General features: G+C 30.0%; 11 protein-coding genes. 8 read left to right on the forward strand and 3 right to left on the reverse strand.

Annotation, left to right across the window (positions count from 1 at the left end; all coding sequences use genetic code 11):
* The first annotated feature begins 18 nt into the window (after nucleotides 1–18).
* The 3 genes from Q9968_RS03510 (at nucleotide 19) to Q9968_RS03520 (ending at nucleotide 1,942) form a co-directional block, all read left to right on the forward strand.
* On the forward strand, nucleotides 19–366 hold the full coding sequence (locus tag Q9968_RS03510; protein WP_305513507.1) for a prefoldin subunit beta: 348 nt from the start codon (nucleotides 19–21) through the stop codon (nucleotides 364–366).
* A gap of 30 nt (nucleotides 367–396) precedes the next feature.
* The gene (locus Q9968_RS03515) at nucleotides 397–681 is read left to right on the forward strand and encodes a DUF3194 domain-containing protein (RefSeq protein WP_305513508.1); all 285 of its coding nucleotides are present in this window, start codon (nucleotides 397–399) and stop codon (nucleotides 679–681) included.
* A 571-nt stretch (nucleotides 682–1,252) separates the two neighbouring features.
* Nucleotides 1,253–1,942, forward strand: a complete 690-nt coding sequence (locus tag Q9968_RS03520; RefSeq protein ID WP_305513510.1) for a HisA/HisF family protein — start codon at nucleotides 1,253–1,255, stop codon at nucleotides 1,940–1,942.
* On the opposite strand, the gene Q9968_RS03525 is transcribed toward Q9968_RS03520, so the two are convergent.
* Nucleotides 1,934–2,113: a hypothetical protein gene (locus Q9968_RS03525; RefSeq protein ID WP_305513512.1), complete on the reverse strand. Its 180-nt coding sequence runs from the start codon at nucleotides 2,111–2,113 to the stop codon at nucleotides 1,934–1,936. The genes Q9968_RS03520 and Q9968_RS03525 overlap by 9 nt on opposite strands.
* A 375-nt stretch (nucleotides 2,114–2,488) precedes the next feature.
* Nucleotides 2,489–2,623: a hypothetical protein gene (locus tag Q9968_RS03530; protein ID WP_305513513.1), complete on the reverse strand. Its 135-nt coding sequence runs from the start codon at nucleotides 2,621–2,623 to the stop codon at nucleotides 2,489–2,491.
* A 267-nt stretch (nucleotides 2,624–2,890) separates the two neighbouring features.
* Between Q9968_RS03530 and Q9968_RS03535 the strand changes: the two genes are divergently transcribed.
* From Q9968_RS03535 to Q9968_RS03550, 4 genes are all read left to right on the forward strand, one after another.
* Nucleotides 2,891–3,700 carry a PfkB family carbohydrate kinase gene (locus tag Q9968_RS03535; protein WP_305513515.1) on the forward strand — a complete coding sequence of 270 codons (810 nt, stop codon included), beginning with the start codon at nucleotides 2,891–2,893 and terminating at the stop codon, nucleotides 3,698–3,700.
* Nucleotides 3,701–4,033: 333 nt separating this feature from the next.
* Nucleotides 4,034–11,113, forward strand: a complete 7,080-nt coding sequence (locus Q9968_RS03540) for a DUF3320 domain-containing protein (protein ID WP_305513517.1) — start codon at nucleotides 4,034–4,036, stop codon at nucleotides 11,111–11,113.
* A 9-nt stretch (nucleotides 11,114–11,122) separates the two neighbouring features.
* Nucleotides 11,123–12,874, forward strand: coding sequence for an excinuclease ABC subunit UvrC (gene uvrC / locus Q9968_RS03545; protein WP_305513519.1), 1,752 nt, complete (start codon nucleotides 11,123–11,125; stop codon nucleotides 12,872–12,874).
* Between the two features lie 102 nt (nucleotides 12,875–12,976).
* Nucleotides 12,977–13,519 (forward strand): zinc ribbon domain-containing protein, encoded by a 543-nt coding sequence (locus Q9968_RS03550; protein WP_305513520.1) that lies wholly within the window; start codon nucleotides 12,977–12,979, stop codon nucleotides 13,517–13,519.
* On the opposite strand, the gene Q9968_RS03555 is transcribed toward Q9968_RS03550, so the two are convergent.
* Nucleotides 13,516–13,812 (reverse strand): hypothetical protein, encoded by a 297-nt coding sequence (locus tag Q9968_RS03555; protein WP_305513521.1) that lies wholly within the window; start codon nucleotides 13,810–13,812, stop codon nucleotides 13,516–13,518. The two genes, Q9968_RS03550 and Q9968_RS03555, sit on opposite strands and share 4 nt — an antisense overlap.
* 84 nt (nucleotides 13,813–13,896) lie before the next feature.
* On the opposite strand from Q9968_RS03555, the gene Q9968_RS03560 reads away from it, so the two are divergent.
* The gene (locus Q9968_RS03560; protein WP_305513522.1) at nucleotides 13,897–15,600 is read left to right on the forward strand and encodes an ATP-binding cassette domain-containing protein; all 1,704 of its coding nucleotides are present in this window, start codon (nucleotides 13,897–13,899) and stop codon (nucleotides 15,598–15,600) included.

Raw genomic sequence — 15,600 nt, forward strand, 5'->3', positions numbered from 1 at the left:
ATAATTAAAGGTGATATAATGGAGATTCCTGAAAATATTCAAGAACAATTAAACCAGTTTCAACAATTACAACAACAAGCTCAAGCTGTAACTATGCAAATTCAAAATGTTGAAGTGCAAGTTCAAGAAACTGAAAAAGCATTAGAAGAACTTAAAAAAACTGATGAAAATACCGAAGTATTCAAACAAGCTGGTACTTTACTTATTAAAGTAGAATATGCAGATGCTTTAGCTGATATGGAAGATAAGTTAGAAACTCTTCAATTAAGAAAACAAACTATGGCTCGTCAAGAAGAAAGAGTTATGAAAAAACTTGAAGAGATGCAAAGTAATATTCAAGCAGCTATGCAAGGTACGGGCCAATAGGCTTAAACCTTTTATTTTTTTTAGATTTTCATGTCAAAACTTAAAGTATTAACTCAAGATGATTTGGCAACTATTTCTGATGACTTTGGTGAAATTTTAGAAAATGAAGTTTCAAAAGCATTACCTTCAAAGGAAATCGAAGATTTAGATTTGGACATTGTTCTAGATTATAAAGACAATCAATTAGATGTTGATGTTGATGTTGGAGTTAGTTTTGATGAGTTATCTGATATTACTCAAGAACAAATCTTTCAAGCCATTGATGAAGCTTACATAAGATTTGATTCCTATATCGATGATAATTGCAGAGTTTAATTATTTTTAAAATTTTTAGTAATACTTTTATTATATTTTATATTATTATTTGTATTACTTTTTTTAAAAAGTATTTATATTATTAATTCATAATTATTATATAGAGTTTGGAGTAATATAATAGCTTAGCATAAATTGGACAAACACAAAATACTATCTTTCAAATTCCCTCTTCAATTACTTCAAACTTTAATTTATAATGTTATTTTTCAAATAAATTTTATCAAGTTACTTTTATTAATTTTAACCATTTTTAAGGTCTCTAAATTTTCGTGTTTTATTGTTTTAAAATTTTTTATACAATTTGTTAATGAAAATTATTTTTCTTTATATTTATGTTTAATATTGTCATAATTAAGTATAAATGATTTATTCAAGTTCACTTTAATTTTTTTAAATTATGGTAACATTTATATACTATGTAAATTAACTTAATAAGTAGAGGTTCATAACACATATTGTTATTACCGAAAAATTGATCATAAGTTTTATACTTCGGATGGACTGAATAATATTTCAGTTCATCTAACCTCCTTAAGTTTTTAATACTAGTTTTTTCTAATTTTATATCATGATTAAAAAAATTCCAGTAATAGATTTAAAACAACATCAAGCTGTAAGTGGCAAATCCGGAATGAGGGACACTTATCAACTTTTAAATACTGTTTTTGCAAAATCCGCTAGTCCTGTGGAAATAGCTCAAGGTTTAAAACTCAATGGTGCTGATGAAATGTATATTGCGGATTTAGATTTGATTGAATCAAAAGGACACAATATCAATGAGATTAAAATGGTCAACACAATACTTCCAGTAATGTTTGATGGCGGAGTTAAAAATTGCGAAGCATTTGAATTTTTCCTTGATTATGCCTACAAGGTCATTGTTCCAACAGAAACTATTGAAAGCATTGAAGAGATGGAAAAAATCTTTGAAAAATATCCAAAAGAGAGGATTGTTGTAAGTATTGACACTAAAAATAATGAATTGCTTGCTAATCATTTGGATATGACATTGTCTGAATTAAAAGATGTTTTAATAAGACTTGATTCTAATGAAATTATTCTTTTAGATATTAGTAGTGTCGGTACTGAAAAAGGATATAATGAAAAATTATTAAATGAATTCAGTGAACTGAAAGAAAAATTAATAATTGCTGGTGGAGTAAATAAAGATTCTTTAAGTGAATTGGAGTCATTAGGTATAAAAAAAGTATTAATTGGAACTAGTCTTCATTCTGGAGAAGTCAAACTCCTAGATTAGAACACTTAAAACTACATATGGGAAAACACAAGCAATAATAAATAGTATAACTCCTAAACCTAATTTAGGATTATTGTTTTCTAAAGATCCGGAAATTATCAAAATAAATGCGAAAAATCCAAACATCACAGGAAGTATGTGGGAAAATATTGTTGTTCCAATTATTGCCATTTTAAATCACTATTATGATTTTACTTTTTAAATTATATATAATTAACTTAAATTTTCTTTAAAAATCATCCTCAAATTTAAATAACATTTTTATATTTCTTTTTTTAAATAATATATTCATGGGATTAGATACATATTTTCATCACAAGCTGGGTAAAATTTAGCATTTGTATTTTTTCATGAATCTTATTTTTAATATCACTGCCCTCATTTGCAGTCTTGCAACTAACAGTGTGGCAACATTAAGCGATTGTATTCATGATTTATCAGAGATGTCTTTGAATGTGTTGCAATTTTATCTCATGTCCTATATCATAGTTTTGGGTGGCGCTATCAGATTCATTTGCTTCAATTGGAATTGCATTATGCTTTTATTTAATTTAGTGCGTAATTTAATAAATCAATCAAGTTTTGCTTCAAAACACAGGATAATTTTGATGCAGATGAATTTAAATCATTCATCGAATCAATTGGATGTGCAAGTGCAATTGGTGATTCATGTTTGGTCACTAGACGGATCGGTTCTGTTTTAACAGTTAGGGTTTCCGTTGATGAGTGAAATCAAAGATAAAATCAGAAAAGAGATTTATAACATTGTATCTAAATGTCATATTGTTGATAGCACTATTGAATTTGATTAATTCATAGAACATTTCTTTCAAAAATTTAGGTGATTTCACCATATTTGGATTTATTTTTAATAAATCCGTGTCGTGAAAATCCATTCACTTGATTTTTTGAAATTATCTAAAAAAAAATTCGGGATTTAATTTTCACATGACACTAGTTATTATTGGGCCGGTTACTAAAGATTTAGTTATTATTGGAGATGATGAGTTTCACAAAGTAGGTGGAGCAACTTACTTTCAAAGTTTTGTTTTTGAGGAATTTTACAAGGATTACTTAGCTATCACTAACTGTTCAGATGAAAGTTTAGTTAATGATTTTCCGGATTTGGAGAAAGTCAAAGTAATTAAGAAAGAAGATACTCATTTTTTTATAAACAATTATCCCGATAAAGATAATTTGGATATACGTGAGCAATCCAGTAATTTCGCCAATATTCCAATTTCACCTTCAGATTTGGAGGGGATTTTACCTGAAAAAATTGATGGATTTGTTATAAATCCACTTAACAGGTATGATTTTCCAGTTGAAACTATTGAATATTTAAAAAGTTTCGATGTTCCTGTGTTCTTATCAATACAAGGATTTTTAAGACTTCCAGATGTGCAAGTAAATGAAAACTATACCTTAAAATTAGATAGCTTTGATAAGTTGGATAGTATTTTATCAAATGTTAATGCAATATTCATGGATGAATCTGAAGCAAAGATAATCAGTGTTGGCTATGATGTAGATGAAATAGTTATAACTGATGGAAGTCATGGGTCTAGGATTATTTGCGGCCGTGAAATCAAAATAGATGCTGTTGAATGTGAGGATATAGTTGATACTACAGGATGCGGCGATACTTATATGGCCGCTTATGTTTCATATAGGCTTAACAATTATTCTATTGTAAAATCAGGTGATTTTGCTTCTTTAATTGCTAGTGAAAAATTAAGAAATTTTGGCCATTTTTAAAGTTAAATTCATATGCAAACTAAAAAATCATGGCTTAATCAGGCATTATTAAATATTGCTTCTGAAATTTAATTTTCCATAATGTTAATTAATCACTTAAGTAGGAATTTAAATTAAAAACAGCCAATATTCTTTTAAAGTTCAAAAAATAGAAATAGTGCAATGCTAAAATTTAAAAACACTTAGTTTCAGTGAGCATTCATTATTTTACTTTATTTTCAGGCATAAATTTTAGTTATTAGCTTTTTACAACATTTAGAAAACTTTATTAATCAAATAAATTATAGTTATACATACATTCTGAATTTTTTTTACACTTTTTAAAGGGTCATCATGTTAAACAAGTCAAATAATATAATCGAAAAGGAATTTAAAAATTTACGTAGAGAGTTATTGGATTTAACTTTAAGAAATCAACTTCTTAATTTTAAAACAAGGGTTAAAACTATTACTATAGTAAATCAAACACCAATAAATCTTTTTCAAACTTTAGTTTTACAAGACAGTAAAATGTACTTTGTAGCTAATAAAAAGGATAAAATAGAAGATAAATCCTCAGTTTGGGATCATATTCCATTTGATTTTTCAAAGTTTTCAGAAGGAGATAAGAAATTAGCCACTGATTTAACTCCAAAAGAACTCCAAAAAAGGTTATATTACATTAATAACCAAGCAAAAACAATGCTTCAAGAGCAAGGTTATAATATTTTATACTTGGCCATTGGCTTTTTAGAGTGGAAGGATAAATCTAAACCAAAACAAAAGAACAATGCTCCTTTAGTTTTGATTCCTGTTGCAATGGAGAGGAAAAAAGTAGGGGAATCATTTAATCTTGAATGGACTGGAGAGGATATTCAGACAAATATTTCACTTAAAGCTAAATTATTGGAAGCGGGCATTGAACTTCCAGATTTTGAATTTAAAAAATATGGTGAAGTCATTGACCATTATATTGCTAGCGTACGCCGTGCAGTATCTAGGATGGATGGATGGAAAGTTAACAGTAATGTAGCTTTAGGTTTCTTTAGTTTTACAAAATTTGTAATGTATAATGATTTAAACCCGGAAGCATGGGAAGATAATGTTGATTTAACTAAAAACGAATTAATACAAGCTATTTTTAATCCTGCTAAAAATAATCAAGAAGCTTTTAGAGAAGAAGATATTGATACTCAATTAGAATATCAAAACATGTATCAGGTTCTTGATGCTGATTCATCTCAAATTGCAGCTATCCAGGATGTTAAAGCAGGTAGAAATTTAGTTGTAGAAGGACCTCCGGGAACTGGTAAATCACAAACAATCGTAAATTTAATATCTGAATTATTGGCAGAAGGCAAATCAGTTTTATTTGTTTCAGAAAAAATGGCAGCATTGGATGTTGTAAAAGACAGATTGACTGCAGTTGGTTTAGGTAAATTCGTTTTAGAATTACATTCACATAAAACAAGACGTAAAAAATTCCTTAAAGACTTGCAAAAGGCTACAAATGTACGTGCTCAAGAACCTTTAAATATCGATAATACCATTCGCAAATTAGAAACTTTACGTCGTCAACTTGATGATTATTCTCAAATTATTCATAAACCTGCATTTGCAGTTAATTTAACTCCATTCCAATTATATGGGATGAAAGAATCAGCTGATGACCATTTTGCTAGAAAAGATGCTTTAATGCCATTAGTCAGATTTGAAAATCCTGAAAGTGTTACTTTAAAAGATTTGGATGATATGAAAATAGCTTTGGAAAATCTATCTGAATTATATCAAACAATTTCTAAGGAGAATCCATGGAGCAAATGCGCTCCTAAAAGTTTGCTTCCAGCTGATTTAAGAGAAATAGAAATGCTTATTAATGATACTCTTCATGCGCTGGATACTTTCTTGGTGGAACGTGGAAGGGTTTATGATATTTATGGAATTAAAAAACCAAATACTTTAAATGAGTTTCAAAATTCTCTATCTGCCTTTGAAATAATCAAATCTCAAAATGCAGAATTGATTGACGGAAATATAATTAAATCAGGGGCATGGAATAATAATACTGATGATGCATTTAGATTGATTCAGGAGCTTGAAAAATACCAAAGATCCGCACAGGCATTAAATAAATTTAATCAAAGTATCCTACAGGCAGATATTGATAGGTTAATATATGAGTTACAGCATTTATCCACTAAGAAATTCCGTTTATTTAGCAGTAAACAACATATTGAAATTGTTGATAGATATTATGCCATTCAGGTTCCAGACAGTATCAGTGAAATCATAAATGATCTGCAACAAGTAAAAGCCGTAATTCACATGAGAAAAACTTTAGAAATCAATAGTCCTTTAGGTCAAAAATATTATGGAGGATATTGGCATCTAAATGCAAATCCTAATGATTTAAAAGCTATTGCTAGTTGGATGAATGAATTTACTGCATTAGTTAGGGAAGGAACATTTTCACAGAATACCATTGACTTAATGAGTAAAGATTTATTTGATATTAATCCTGAAAGAGATTTATCTGAGTATATTGATTCTGGTGAAGAATTCGTAAGAGTCTTATCAAGACTTAAAGATAAATTAAATCCAAGAAGTAAATTAATCTTTAAACGGGAAACCGGGGATGTACAATTTGAAGCATGGCAAGAACAGTTGTATAATTGGAGAGGACAACTATCAAGTCTTCATTTATGGTCCCAATACTTGAATACTAAAAATGCACTTAAAAGCTCTAATGCTAAAATGTTTGTGGATTCAATTGAAAAGAGAAACATTAAAAAAGAGGATATTGAAGCATTAGTTGAAGGAAACTTCGCAGATTCACTTTTAAATATATTATTCCTTGAAAATCATGAACTTGCAACATTTGTTGGTGAATTACATGAAAATCGTATTCGTGAATTTAAGGATTTAGATAAAAAGATTTTAACACTAAACCGTAAAAGAATTTACCATAAATTAAACAGCAATATTCCAAAGATATTTGGAGGAACAGAAAATCCACAAGCAAAAATATTAGCTGGAGAGTTTACAAGAAAAAGTGGGCACATGCCAGTTAGAAAACTCTTGGAAAAAACTGGTGGAATGATAAAACAAATTAAACCTTGTTTTATGATGAGTCCATTGTCTATTGCCCAATACTTAGATCCGACAAATGAAGAATTGCAATTTGATGTTGTTATTTTTGACGAAGCAAGTCAAGTTAAACCAGAAGATGCATTAGGTGCATTTATGAGAGGAAAAACTGCTGTAGTTATGGGGGATACTCAACAATTGCCTCCAACATCATTTTTCGACCAAATGTCTGATGCTGAAAGCGATGAAGAAGAGGCAACCTCTCTTGACATGGAAAGTATTTTACATTTATGTAAATTATCATTCCCAGTTAAAATGCTTAAATGGCACTATCGTTCACGCCATGAATCCTTAATTTCCGTATCAAATCGTGAATTTTATGATGATGACTTGTTAGTTTATCCTTCACCTTCACATTCAGATCCTGAACTTGGTTTAAAATTTAGATATAATCCAAATACTGTATATTTAAGAGGAACATCATCTAAAAATCCTATAGAGGCAAAAGATGTTGTTGATGAAATATTCAATCACTTTGAAAAGTATGGTGATAGTAAAAGTTTAGGTGTTGGAACATTTTCTGTTGCTCAGAAAAATGCAATCTTAGAGGAATTAGAGGTAAAACGTAAAGAACACCCGGAATATGAACCATTGTTCTCAGATAACAAGGAAGAACGTTTCTTTGTCAAAAACCTTGAAACAATTCAGGGAGATGAAAGGGATGTTATTTTGATTAGTGTAGGTTATGGTTATGACCAAGACCGTAAAATGTCTCTTAATTTTGGTCCACTAAACCAAGATGGTGGAGAAAGAAGATTAAATGTATTAATCACACGTGCAAGAGAGAAATGCGTAGTATTCTCAAACTTTAAAGCTCATGATATGAATCTAACAGCTAACCCACCATATGGTGTCAAATCATTAAAAGAATTCTTGGAATATGCAGAAAACTTAACACTTGGAACTCAAAAGGTTAGTGAATCAACTAAAGAACCTTTTGAAGATGCAATAGCAAGCTTTTTACAAGAAAATGGTTATACTGTTGACAAAAATATTGGTTGTGCGGGTTTTAGAGTGGATTTAGCTATTGTTGATGATGAAAATCCTGGAAAATATATTTTGGGAATTACAACTGATGGAAAAATGTATTCATCAAGTAAAGTAGCTCGGGACAGGGACAGGCTTCGTGAACAAGTATTAACTGGTTTAGGTTGGAAACTATATCACTTATGGTCTACTGATTGGTATAGAAACAGAGACTTAGGTCGTAAAAAATTATTAGAAAACGTTGAAAAATCTATCAAAGCGTCTCGTGAAGAAGAAAGACGTAGGTCTGAAGAAGAGAAAAGATTAGCTGAAAAAAGAAGATTGGAAGCTGAAAAGAAAGCTGAAGAATTACGTATTGCTCATGAAAAAGAAGAAGCTGAAAGAAAAGCGAAAGAAGAAGAGGAAGCTAATGAAATCAACATTGAAGATATTGGACCTGCTGACTTTGTTGAAGTTGAAAAAGTAGATGATGGAGATATTTTAGAAAAGCCTATTGATGTAAGTAAACTTAATCCCTCAGATTTATTAGGCAATGAGGATGAAGTTAATCCATCAATTAATAATGACGAATCAGAAGTTAAAGGGGAATCTGAATTTGTCAGTGTTGAAATGCCTAAAAGTGAATTTGGAGAAGATGACTCGGAATTTGTCAGTGTTGAATCTCCTAGTGATGATGAAGAAATTCAAGGTAGTGATGAGTTATCAGACAGTAGTGAAGTTGAAAATTCTAGCAGTGAGGAAGAAGTTCACAAACGTGATGATTTAGTGGACAGTAGTGAAGTTGAAGCTTCTGGTAGTGATGAAGACACTCCAAAATCAAGTGATAATGCTAAAATAGGTGAATTTAATGAGGAGGTATCTGCAGAAGATAATGCTGATGAAGATGTTGGATCTCAATCTTTAGGCAATAAAATAAAATCATTTATTAATCCTAATTCTGCCGAAGAAGAGGATAAAAAAGTATCATTCTTTGATTCTCTTAAATTCCATAAAGATTTAGGTGATAATTCTAATTTGGATGATGATTTAAAACCTAATTTGGATGAAACTCCCGATATTGATGTTAATTCTAGTGAGGAGTCTATAGTTGATAATAAAGTGGATTTAGGTTCTGATGATGATTATATTCCTGTTGACCATAATGAGGAGGTAGTTGAAAAGACAACAACTAAAGAAGTTCCGAATGTGAAATTTAGCAGTAAAATAGACAAAGATATTAAAGAACCTATTGTTGAAGAAAAACCTAAAAAAGGTTTAAAAACTAATGCTAATAAAAAGTCTTCCTCTAAAAAAGATAAAAATCTTCATATTGTTTCTGATGTTACTCCTGAAAAAGAACATGTAATTGATGATAAAGTGGATTTAGGTTCTGATGATGATTATATTGTTGTTGATCATAGTGATGATGAAGATTTGAGTTTTAATGCTAAACCTGAAGAAAGGGTTGATTTAGGTTCTGATGATGATTATATTGTTATTGATCATGGTGGTAGTGATGTGGAATCTGATATTGATGAAAGGGTTGATTTAGGTTCTGATGATGATTATATTGTTGTTGATCATGGTGGTAGTGATGTGGAATCTGATATTGATGAAAGGGTTGATTTAGGTTCTGATGATGATTATATTGTTGTTGATCATGATGATGTGAGTTCTAATGAAGGAGAAAATTTAGCATCAGATGATAATTCACAGATAATTGATAAACAACCAGTAAATAGCAAATCTAAACATTCAAATTTTGTAAAATCAATTATATCTGATGTTGTAGTCGGAGAAACTAAATTAAAACCTCAAGAAATTAAAACGGTTAAAGGAGAATTCATTGATGATGTCACAGAATTGCACAAACCATCTCCTAAGGAGGATTTTGTTGTAGAAGCTGAAATTGTTAATGATGATGATTCCTATGCTTTGGGAGATGATTCAGAAGATGAATTGAACATATTCAATGATAATTTGCCTGATTGGGATAATGATGATTCCGATGATATTTTAAACATTGTTGAAGATGCTAAAAAAGAGTACATTGATGAAACTTTTGATAATATTGAAATCGATGGTGATAAAAAAGTATTTGATTTGGAAGATGATGATTCCAATGAAGAATATGACATTAACGAATCAGAAAGTGAAACTCCAAAAATAGATAATAATGATGTGGAAATTCAAGATGCTGAAACTTCGGAGGTAGTTGAAGAAACTGATATAAAAGAAGCTACAGGTGATGGAGTTACTTATTATCAGGGTTCAAATGATGTTACAAGTAAACTTAGAAAAAACAATTTCTACTATGAAGATGAAAAGCCTAGAACCGTAAAAGAGTCTATAAAAGGAATTAAAAAAGACATGGCATATATTAATAAATCTTTAAAAGAAATTGAAAACCCAACGCAAATTGATTATGTTTCTGTAGTTGACAGAACTGAAGAATACGATCCTGCTGACTATTTAAATATGCCTGAGGATGATTCTGATTTAATAATTGAAAAGGAAGAAGGATTAACTTTCGCTGAAAAAGAAGAGCAAAGAATTGAAAAAGAAATGAAAATGGAAGCTCTTAAAAAAGAAATTGAAAGCGATGAAGATGTTATTGTTCCGGTTCATGAACAACATAGAAGAGAAGATTTGAAAGACCAAGATTTGGAAGACATTATTCTATCAGCTAATGAAGATTACAAACAAATTGAAAAAGAAAGACACAGACAGGATAATCAATTAAAAGCTTTTGATAATCATAAATTGCCGGGTAAAAAGAAACTCGAATCCAATATTGTTAATTATGTTCAATCTGGAGACATCGGTCTTAGTTCATCAGATGATTTATATAAAAAGTCTATTGATACTGTGGCTGATAGTGTTAAATTAATTGTTGATATTGAAGGTCCAATTCATGTTAATGAAGTAACAAAAAGAATTAAAGATAGTTGCCATATTAAACGGGCCGGATCTAAATTGAAAAAAACTGTTAATGCTGCCATTGATAATGCAGAAAGCACTGGAAGCATTATCAAAATTGGGGACTTTTTATATGATGCTTCAAATAATAATGTAGTTATTAGAAAAAGGGATAAACCAAACATTGAATTAATCTCTGATGAGGAAATAGCTAAAAGTATTGAGCTTGTATTGACTTATAATAAAAATATCACTACTGGTCAAATTGCAAAAAAGACCTCACGTAATTTTGGATTCAAATCAACATCTAAAAAGACAGCTTCAAGAATTAATAGTGTTTTGGATTTAATGATAGCAAATAACACTGTTAAAATCACTGATGATATTGTTGAACTTAATTAGGTGATTTAAATGTCCACCAAAGTTAAATCCCCTGATAATTTGCCGAATAAGCCTGGTGTCTACATAATGCGTGATTCAACAGACACCATTATTTACATAGGCAAAGCAAAAAACCTCATTAAAAGGGTTAAATCTTATTTTAGGGAAAAACTTGACAGACCTAAAACTCAAATTTTAATGAGTCATTTTGATAGTTTAGAATATATTGTAACTAATTCTGAAAAAGAAGCTTTGATTTTAGAAGCTACTCTAATCAAAAAACACAGACCAAGATACAATGTTCAGCTTAAAGATGATAAACGCTACCCTTATGTTAAAATAACTGAAGAGGAGTTTCCTCGTTTAGTTATTACACGAAACATAACTAAAAATGGGATCTATTATGGTCCTTTTACTGATGTTGGTTCTGTAAAACAAACTGTTAAATTTTTAAAATCATTATTTAAAATAAGAACTTGCCGCAATATGGATGGGCCTTGTTTAAATTATCAAATTGATTTATGTTACGCACCATGTGATGGTAAAATCTCTAAAGAAGAATATTCTGAAATTATTCACAAAATCGATTTATTTTTCCAAGGAAAATACTCAACAATTGTTAAAAATTTAAAAAAAGAAATGGTACAAGCTTCTGAAAATGAGGAATTTGAAAAAGCAGCTGTTATAAGAGACCAAATTGCATCAATTGAAGAGATTATGGAAAAACAATTTGTTGATTTGGTTGATGATGATTTAGACCAAGATGTAGTAGCTATTGCACCTGGCGAAAATGAGGTGGTAGTTATTATAATGCCGATTAGAAATGGTAAGATTGTTGGACGTGATGACTTTTTAATGAGTGCATCGGAATATGATTCATCATCTGAAATTATCTCTGCTTTTATCCAACAATATTATGGTTATAATCGCCATATTCCAAAACAAATTCTTTTAGATGAAGATATTGATGATAAGGATTTGCTTCAAGATTGGTTAAGTGATTTAAGAGGAAATAAAGTTAAAATAAAAGTTCCTCAAAAAGGTGTTAAATTAAGGCTTGTTAAAATGGCTAAGAAAAATGCTGAAATCATCAAACATCAAAAGAAAAAGATGGAATCATCATTAATTGAGCTTAAAAAATACCTTAAGCTTGATAAATCGCCTCGTGTAATTGAAGGATATGATATTAGTAATATTTCAGGCAAGTTTGCTGTTGGTTCAAAGGTATCTTTTAAAGATGGCAAACCTAATAAAAAAATGTATAAACATTTTAAGATGCAAACTCCCGGTCCCAACGATTTTGCAATGATGGAGGAATTATTGACTCGTAGATTAAAAATGGTTGATCGTGACCCCGAACCAGATTTAATAGTCATCGATGGGGGTAAAGGACAACTAGGTATGGCATATGGAGTTTTAGAAAAATTAAATCTCACACATATTCCAATTATAGGTCTTGCTAAAGAGTTTGAAGAAGTATTCACTCCAAATTCCAGTCGCCCAATTATTATTCCAAAAAACAATAAAGCATTATACTTGCTTCAGCAAGTGCGTGATGAATCTCATAGATTTGCAATAACCTATCACAGAAAGCTTCGCAGCAAGAATATTTCAGCCTCTTCACTTGATGATATAGTTGGTGTGGGTAAAAAAAGAAAGATTGCTCTTTTAAAAGAATTTGAAAGTATTGAAAACATTAAAAATGCTTCATTGGAGCAATTATCTAAAACAGAGGGCATTAATCAAAAAACGGCTGAAAATGTCTATAATTATTATCACTAACTTCTATGTATTTTTTATGAAAAAATACTAGTTTTGCATTAACTTTAAATATAAGTATTTTTATAATGTTTTTATAATTGATATAAAAAAAGGTTATGGTATATGGTAAAATGTCCGCGGTGTGGATATGAGAATTCATCCACAGCCGTATATTGTGATAACTGTACTTATTTACTTTCCGACTCTGATGGTAATAAAATAAAAAATACAAAAAGAGAAAGTAGTTGGAATATGAGTATAGGTAAAAAAATCGTAATAGTGTTGGGGATTATTGTTATAGCATTTTTATTATTCTCTTTTGTTTATAACAGTACTCAACCGTCAAATCAAGATTCATTAAATATTGTTTCTGATGATGGAAGTAATCACCAGACTTCTTCTTATCCTTATAAAGCAGTAATCCAATATGGAGGCAGTTGGTATGCTGAAATGGGTGATCCAAATTATCTTGTAAAAGAATCAGGTTATGGTAATAAACGTTTTACACTTGATTGTGCTGCATGGGAAAGAGTTTCTCTTGATGTTCAAAAACAGGATTATGGTGAAGGAGAACTTAAAGTTCAATTATTGAGAAATGGTGAGGTGGTAGCTGAAAATTCAACTACTCAATCTAATGGAAGAATTGTAATTAACTACAATTATTAAAATTCCTTAATCCTATCTTCTAGAAGTTCGACTAATTCATCGGTTTTGTAAATCCTGATTTCCTGTGAACCTTTATCTTGAAATATTTTGATAAAGGTAATTAGGTCGTTACATAATTGGTCATATTGGATACTTAGTGTGTTAAAGTTATTTAGTAGTCCAAATGCTTTTTGCTGGTCTAATTTAGAGTTGTCTCTTAAAATCCTTTCAATATTAGCAAAATGTGTTTCAATCATGATTTTTTCTTCTTCTAAACTGTTCATGTATTCTTGAATTTTAGTGTCGCTAGCCATTTTCATCACTTATTTTAATTTTAATTATTAACATATAAATAGTTTCAAAAATATACCTTAATAAAGTATAAAGGGGCATTAATAATGATAAAAGTTGAAAATGTAAGTAAAGAATATGAATTAGCTGATGGAACTAAAGTTCCTGCTCTTAAAGATGTTAGTTTTGAAGTTAAAGAAGGTGAAATTCTTGGAATCATGGGAAAAAGTGGGTCTGGTAAAACAACACTTTTAAGAGCATTAAGAGGTGTTGAACATATTGATGATGGTAGTATTGAAGTTGGTAAAGTGAAAGTAACTTCCACATCTTCTCAATTTTATTATAATAATCTTAAAAAAGAAACTGCAATTCATCTTCAAAGATCTTTTGGGTTATGGCCGGATACAGTACGTGAAAATGTTTTAAGAAAATTATATGCACGTAAATACTTTGATGAAGGAGATACTAATTTTGAAATAGCAGAAAGTGAATTTGGCCATGAAGCTGATGAACTATTGGAATTGGTTTCACTTACTCATAAAGCTGATCATTATGCATCTGTTTTAAGTGGTGGTGAAAAACAAAGGCTTATCATGGCAAGACAGCTTGCAAAACAACCTAAAGCTTTACTTCTTGATGAACCTGCAACTATGGCATGCCCCAGAACAAAACAAGAAATTTTAGATGCGGTTAAAAAAATCAACAAGGAATTAAATATTACAGTTATTATTGTTTCTCATTTGCCTGATGTTCAAAAATACTTAGCTGATAGGGTAATTTTACTTGAAGACGGTGAAATTGCTGATGAAGGTTCAACAGATGAAATCTGTGATAAGTTAATGAGAGATATGGATGATATTGTGGATATTCAAAATATTTCAACTGATGAAGACGTTATTGATGTAAAGGATATTTATAAAAGATTCTACCTATTAACTGGTGGTGAAGTTCTTCAAATTGAAGATATTAACTTTAAGGTACGAAATGGGAATATCTTAAGTATTATTGGTCCAAGTGGAGCTGGTAAAACTGTACTTTTAAGAATGCTTGGAGGATTAGATGATCCTGATGAAGGAGAAGTATTATATAAAGTAGAAGATGGCTGGGCTGATATTGACATTCCGGGATTGAATCGTATGAAAATACGTTCTAAATTAGGTTTCATGCATCAAGAATTTGCTTTAAGTCATTATGCAACGGTTCTAGATCAATTAGCTACACGTCTCGGATATAAAAATCAGGATATTGTTAAAGAAGCAAAAATGAGAGCTAAAAAATTAGGATTAAGTGAAGAGTTGTTAGATTCATTTTATTTATTAACTGATTTGCCTGAAACTGAAGCTAAGGAACGTTTAAGACAAATTAATCTTGATGGTGAAATTTTAAATGATCTGTTCCCAAGATTCCCTGAAACTGCTACAAAAGAAGCTGTTGCGGATATCTTTGAAAGTCTTGACTTAGATATGGATATTTTATTTAGAAAATCCTATGAACTGTCTGGTGGTCAAAAAGTACGTGTAATGCTTGCTTTAATATTAGTTTCAAGACCTAAATTCTTACTTTTAGATGAACCATTTGGAGATTTAGATCCGATTACTTTAAGAGATGTAACTAATGCTTTAAAATCAATTTCAAAAGAATATGATATTACAATAGTCATGATTTCACATAATACTGATTTTATTAAAGAATTATCCGACAGAGCAATATTTATGGATGAAGGTAAAATCATAGAGGATAGTGGAAATATTGATGAAATAGTGGATAATTTCATTGATTTCTGTCATGCAGATTATTTAAAAGGAGATTAA

The sequence above is a fragment of the Methanobrevibacter sp. V14 genome, assembly GCF_963082475.1.
Taxonomy (GTDB): Archaea; Methanobacteriota; Methanobacteria; order Methanobacteriales; family Methanobacteriaceae; genus Methanocatella.

Coding starts and splice junctions, on each gene's coding strand:
- Q9968_RS03520 (WP_305513510.1), top strand. CDS start 1,253: ATGATTAAAAAAATTCCAGTAATAGATTTAAAACAACATCAAGCTGTA.
- Q9968_RS03540 (WP_305513517.1), top strand. CDS start 4,034: ATGTTAAACAAGTCAAATAATATAATCGAAAAGGAATTTAAAAATTTA.
- Q9968_RS03510 (WP_305513507.1), top strand. CDS start 19: ATGGAGATTCCTGAAAATATTCAAGAACAATTAAACCAGTTTCAACAA.
- Q9968_RS03555 (WP_305513521.1), bottom strand. CDS start 13,812: ATGGCTAGCGACACTAAAATTCAAGAATACATGAACAGTTTAGAAGAA.
- Q9968_RS03550 (WP_305513520.1), top strand. CDS start 12,977: ATGGTAAAATGTCCGCGGTGTGGATATGAGAATTCATCCACAGCCGTA.
- uvrC (WP_305513519.1), top strand. CDS start 11,123: ATGTCCACCAAAGTTAAATCCCCTGATAATTTGCCGAATAAGCCTGGT.
- Q9968_RS03560 (WP_305513522.1), top strand. CDS start 13,897: ATGATAAAAGTTGAAAATGTAAGTAAAGAATATGAATTAGCTGATGGA.
- Q9968_RS03515 (WP_305513508.1), top strand. CDS start 397: ATGTCAAAACTTAAAGTATTAACTCAAGATGATTTGGCAACTATTTCT.
- Q9968_RS03525 (WP_305513512.1), bottom strand. CDS start 2,113: ATGGCAATAATTGGAACAACAATATTTTCCCACATACTTCCTGTGATG.
- Q9968_RS03535 (WP_305513515.1), top strand. CDS start 2,891: ATGACACTAGTTATTATTGGGCCGGTTACTAAAGATTTAGTTATTATT.